Origin of the sequence: Protofrankia sp. Cj5 (genome assembly GCF_917627405.1) — a bacterium.
In the GTDB taxonomy this organism is placed as follows: domain Bacteria; phylum Actinomycetota; class Actinomycetes; order Frankiales; family Frankiaceae; genus Protofrankia.
Genome location: NZ_CAKJTO010000117.1, coordinates 3,958 through 9,096 on the forward strand (window position 1 = coordinate 3,958; position 5,139 = coordinate 9,096).

Genomic DNA, 5,139 nt, shown 5'->3' on the forward strand with positions numbered 1-5,139 from the left:
TCCCGCAACTGGCGTAGCACGCTGATCAGACTCGCACCGCGCAACGCGTCGATCTCATCGAAGAACAGCACCAACGGCCGCGGACAGACCCGCGCCCACGTGGTAAGCGCCGACGCGAACAAACTCGCATCGGGCACGTCCGGCCAAGGCGGCGGACGCAGGTCCAGTGGCAACGCAATGTCGGCATGGTCTCGGATCCTCTGGAGGATACCGCGCTGCGCGGCGCCGAGATCATCACCGAGGGCCTCGCCAACCTCACAGGAAAAGTGCAGCGCCGCATACCCGCCGCCAGCGGTCAGCTCGTCCGCGAGCGCCCGCAGCGTGGTCGTCTTCCCCGTCTGCCGCGGCGCATGCACCACAAAATAGCCCAGCTGGGCGACCAGATCGGGTGCCTCGGGCAGCCGCCCCAACGCCGGAACCATGTAATGGTACGGAGGCAGACACGGCCCCGCCGTGTTGAACCTGCGCCCCATGAGCCAGAACCCCCGCGACATCGGACGACAACCGTCCCCGCCACTCTACGGTGCGCCACGTGCCCCACCGTGTGCCCTGCGTGCCCTGCGCCCCCTGTATGCCCCGCCAGACGCCCCGGGCGCAGACCCCGGCCGAACGGACACGGCGACTCCGTGACGGTTGCCGCATCCATGGTGAGAAACCCTTGGTGCACGCTGGACCTCGCCGGACGACGTCCGTTCTCCGTCCGTTTCGGCTGGGCTGCCAAGTCCGAACGGCCGCAACGCCTGCTGGCCACGCCCCACGACCGTGGCGGGCGCGTATCGTGACATTCTTTACCCATGGTTGACGGGGGCGAGCTAACCGACACAGCGGCGTCCGATGACGGCGGTGACTACGACTTCTTCGTCAGCTACACCGGCGTGGACGCCGCCTGGGCACAGTGGATCGCGTGGCAGCTTGAGGCCCGGGTGCGGTTCGGCGCGCGGTCGGCGCGGGTGTTCGTGCAGGCGTGGGACCTCGTCCCGGGCATGAACTGGGCGGCCAGCATGCACCGCACGCTGCCGGCCTCGGCCCGGGTGGTGCCCATCCTGTCCTCCGCCACCTACCTGACCGAATCCCGGTCCGGCAACGCCGAGTGGTTGGCGATCTGGCCAGATGACCCCGAGGGGCGCAAGCGCCGGATCGTGCCAGTCCGGGTCGCACCGTGCGAGCCCACCGGGCTGCTGCGCTCAACCACCTACATCGATCTGGTCGGCCACGACGAGACGACCGCCGCCGACACGCTGCTCGCGGGGATCACCGCGTCCATCGAAGGCCGGGCCAAGCCCGCCGTCACCCCGCCGTTCCCCGGCACGGCCGCACGACCCGCATTCCCGGGGTCGGATGACCAACCGGCAGCCCCCGCTGGGACGGCCCCGGTCAGCCCCGCGACGGGCAGGACCGCGACGGGCAGCACCGCGACGCCCACGGAGCCGGCCGTCACGGTGCTGCACATCTCCGACACCCAGTTCGGGACGCATCATGTGTTCGGCCGGGCCGGGCTGACCGAGGCCGACCGCGCCCACTCGTCGCTGTTCGGCCGTTTGCACGACGACCTGCGGGACCGGGCCGAGGTCGACGGCCTGCGGCCGGACCTCGTCGTGGTCACCGGCGACCTGGCCGAGACCGGCGACGAGGGCGAGTTCGACCAGGCGTACGACTTTCTCGTCGCGCTGGCGGAGCGCCTGGAACTCGACCGGAACCGGTTCGTGGTCATCCCCGGCAACCACGACGTCAACCGGCTGCTCTGCCAAGCCCACTTCATTCAGGAGCAGGCGCACAAGCGGCGGCCGGAACCGCCGTACTGGCCGAAGTGGAAATTCTTCGACGCCCTGCTGCGGCGGTTCTACGGTGTCGACACCGTGATCGGCTTCGCTGTCGGCGCGGAATGGTCACTGGTCGAGATCCCCGACCACAAGATTGTCGTGGCCGGGCTGAACTCGACGATGGCCGAAACACACGAAGAGCACTACGGCTGGCTCGGGGAACACCAGCTCCGGACTGTCGCCGAGGCGCTGGGCCGCTACGAGCGGGACGGCTGGCTGCGGATCGGCGCGGTGCACCACAACCCGATCCGGGGCGCCACCTCGGATGACGAGAACCTGCGTGACGCCGACGACCTGGACCGCATCCTCGGCCCGCACCTGAACCTGCTGCTGCACGGCCACACCCACGACGGCCAGGCCAGCTGGCTGTCGCAGTCCACGTTGCCGGTCGTCGCCACCGGCAGCGCGGCGGTCGGCGCGCAGGCCCGCCCGGCTGAGGTGCCCAACCAGTACCAGCTGCTCCGCATCGACCGGGGCGGGTTCACCCGGTATGCCCGCCGCTATGAGCCGGACCAGAAACGGTGGACGGGTGACCTGCGGGTCGATCCAGCCGGTGACTCCTGGTCGGTACGCACACCGAGCGCGTTCCGGTCGGTGCACGCGGCCTTCCCAGCACAGCCCCCGCTTCCCGACGCCGATGACGACACCGAGGGCGAGGCAGGCCCACACCGGCGCGGACAGCATGGCCGGGGTATGGACGGCGGCGGCCATACCGACGGGTCGCCCGGGTCGCCGCGGCGGCCGCCCGACAGGCTGGACGACGTCGCCGAGGTGGCCCGGCTGCGCCACCCGGACGCGACGGTCACGCGAATCGAGGCATCCGGCAAACTCCCCGCCCACCTGCTCATCCGCCGCGCCGAGGGCCGTGTCATCGAGCAACGGGTCGTCGGCCTGGTCGACGGCGGCCCGACCGACGGCACGGTGGATGCGGCGGCGGTCGACACGTTCGCCACGACAGTCCTGGCGCCGTACCTGGCCACCTTCACCGTTGTGTTCGCCGATCTCGTCTACGCCGGTGGGACGCAGGCCACGCCGAAGCTGGTTGCCCACGCCGAGCGGCGCGGGGTGCGGCTGCTGAGCATGCCCGAGTACCAGGGGGTGCTGGACCTGCGCGGCTACGTCGGCCGGCAGAGCGACCGGCTGCGCACTGACCGGGACTACCCACCCGAGCTGTACGTACAGCAGCACATCCGGCGGGTCGACCGTACGGCCGCCGCGACCGGCGGCGCGGTAACCGGCACCGCCCTCGATCAGATCGTCGAATGGCTGACCACCGACGAGGCCCGGTTCATCCTCGTGCTCGGTGACTCCGGGCACGGCAAGACCTTCCTGACCCACGAGCTCGCTCTGGAGTTACCCCACCACCTGCCGCATGTCGACCCGATGCTCATCGAGCTGCGGCACCTGGAGAAGTCCCTCGAGATCGACCGGCTCGTCGCCCAGCACTTGGTGGGCTCCCAGGTCCGCCGGCCCGACCTCGACGCCTTTCGCTACATGCTGGCGCACGGCCGGCTGATACTGATTTTTGATGGTTTCGACGAACTCGCCGCCCGCGTCACCTACGAACGCGCGAGCGCACACCTCGACACCATCCTGGCGGCCCTCGATAACCGGAGCGGCTCCGATGCCGGCAGCCCGGCGGCGTCCGCCAGCCGGGCGAAGATCGTTGTGACAAGCCGGGCCGAGTTCTTCCTCACCGACGACGAGGTGTTGAAAAAGACCGGGGAGAAGGTCGAGCGGACGTTCGGCCAGCACATCGTCCGGCTGACGGAGTTCACCCCCGAACAGATCCATGACTTCCTGGTCAGCCGCTTCACTCGCACGCTGTCGGTGAAGGTGCCCGACCCGGACGCCCGCCGCGCGGAAGCACACCAACGGGCAACAGCCCGCCTCGAACTGATCCAGGAGGTGCGGGACCTCCCCGATCTGGCACGTAACCCGCGGCTGTTGACGTTCATCGCCGAGCTGGCGGAGACGCGGTTGGAGGCGGCGCGCCAGCGTGGCGGCACGGTGACCGCGGCTGACCTGTACCGGGAGCTGGTCGGCCAGTGGCTGGACTACGAGCACACACGCTCACCGGAGCTCACGGTCGACGAACGGAAGGCCGCTGTCACCGAACTGGCCGTGGCGATGTGGCGCGACGGCGAGGCGTTCATCGAGGTGACCAGGCTGACCGAGATCGCCGCCGAGGTGCTCCGGTCGATGCGGGACCCGCGTGGTCTGACCCCGGCCGAGGCTGCGCATCTCCTCGGTTCGGGGACGGCCCTGCGCCGGGACAGCGACGGCCGGTTCTCCTTCATTCACTGGTCGGTGATGGAGTACCTGGTCGCCGCCGACATCGCCCGCCAGCTCACAGAACAGAGTGCGGTGGCCGGCGAAGCCAGTAACCTGCTCGCGGCCCGGGAGATGTCGGAGCTGATGGCGGATTTCTTCGCCGATCTGGCCGGCCGGGACACGGCAGCTCGGTGGGCGCAGGACAGCGTCGACACCGCGGACGCACCCGCGGTCGCGAAGGCGAACGCGGTGGTGGTGGCGCGGCGGCTAGGTATCAGGCTGCGGATGGGAGCGAAGCTGGCCGGCACCGATCTCGCCGGGCAGGACCTCTCCGGCCGAGACCTGCGCGGTGCCGATCTGCGGGAGGCGAATCTGACTGACGCTCGGCTCGACCGTGCCGATCTGCGGGATGCCGATCTGCGGGATGCGGTGCTCACCGGAGCCTTTCTGGACGCGACCGCGCTGTCCGGTGCGGACCTGACTGGAGCGAAACTGACCGGGGCGACGGTCCGCAAGGTCAGCGCCGACGGGCTGATCGCCCGTGGGGCCGACCTCGACGGCATCCAGGTCATCGGTGGGACGCTGCCTGGGCTGGACCTGGTGGGCGCGTCGATGCGGGGCGCGCGGGTGACCGGCGCCGGGCTCGCCGGGGCGGACCTGACCGGCGTGGATCTCCGTGGTGCGCGCTTGGTCGACACGGATCTGACCGGCGCGGTACTGATGGGTAGCCGATGGTCACGGGCAGGGGTTCTCGGTGGGCGCCTCGGTTCGGCCCGGGACGCGCCCGAGCTGGCCGTGGCGGCGGTGGCTGGGCGGGATCCCGCGCAGGTGATGCTGCGGTCGGCGTCCTCACCGCAGTACGCGGTCGCCTTCTCCCCGGACGCCACCATGATCGCCTCCGGGGGAGGTGATGGCACGGTCCGGTTGTGGGACACCGCGACCGGCCGTGAGCTGCGCACCCTGACCAGCCACACCGGCCCGGTGTGGTCGGTGGGGTTCTCCCCAGACGGAACCATGATCGCCTCCGGGGGTGACGACCGCACCG

At 70.4% G+C, this 5,139-nt stretch carries 1 protein-coding gene and 1 pseudogene; one reads left to right on the forward strand and one right to left on the reverse strand.

Annotation, left to right across the window (positions count from 1 at the left end; all coding sequences use genetic code 11):
• A pseudogene (locus MJ777_RS19445) lies at positions 1-473 on the reverse strand (ATP-binding protein); the annotation flags it as partial.
• Between the two features lie 321 nt (positions 474-794).
• Between MJ777_RS19445 and MJ777_RS19450 the strand changes: the two are divergent.
• Positions 795-5,139 (forward strand): pentapeptide repeat-containing protein (locus MJ777_RS19450; protein WP_239377364.1); only part of this gene is annotated, 4,345 nt, incomplete at its 3' end.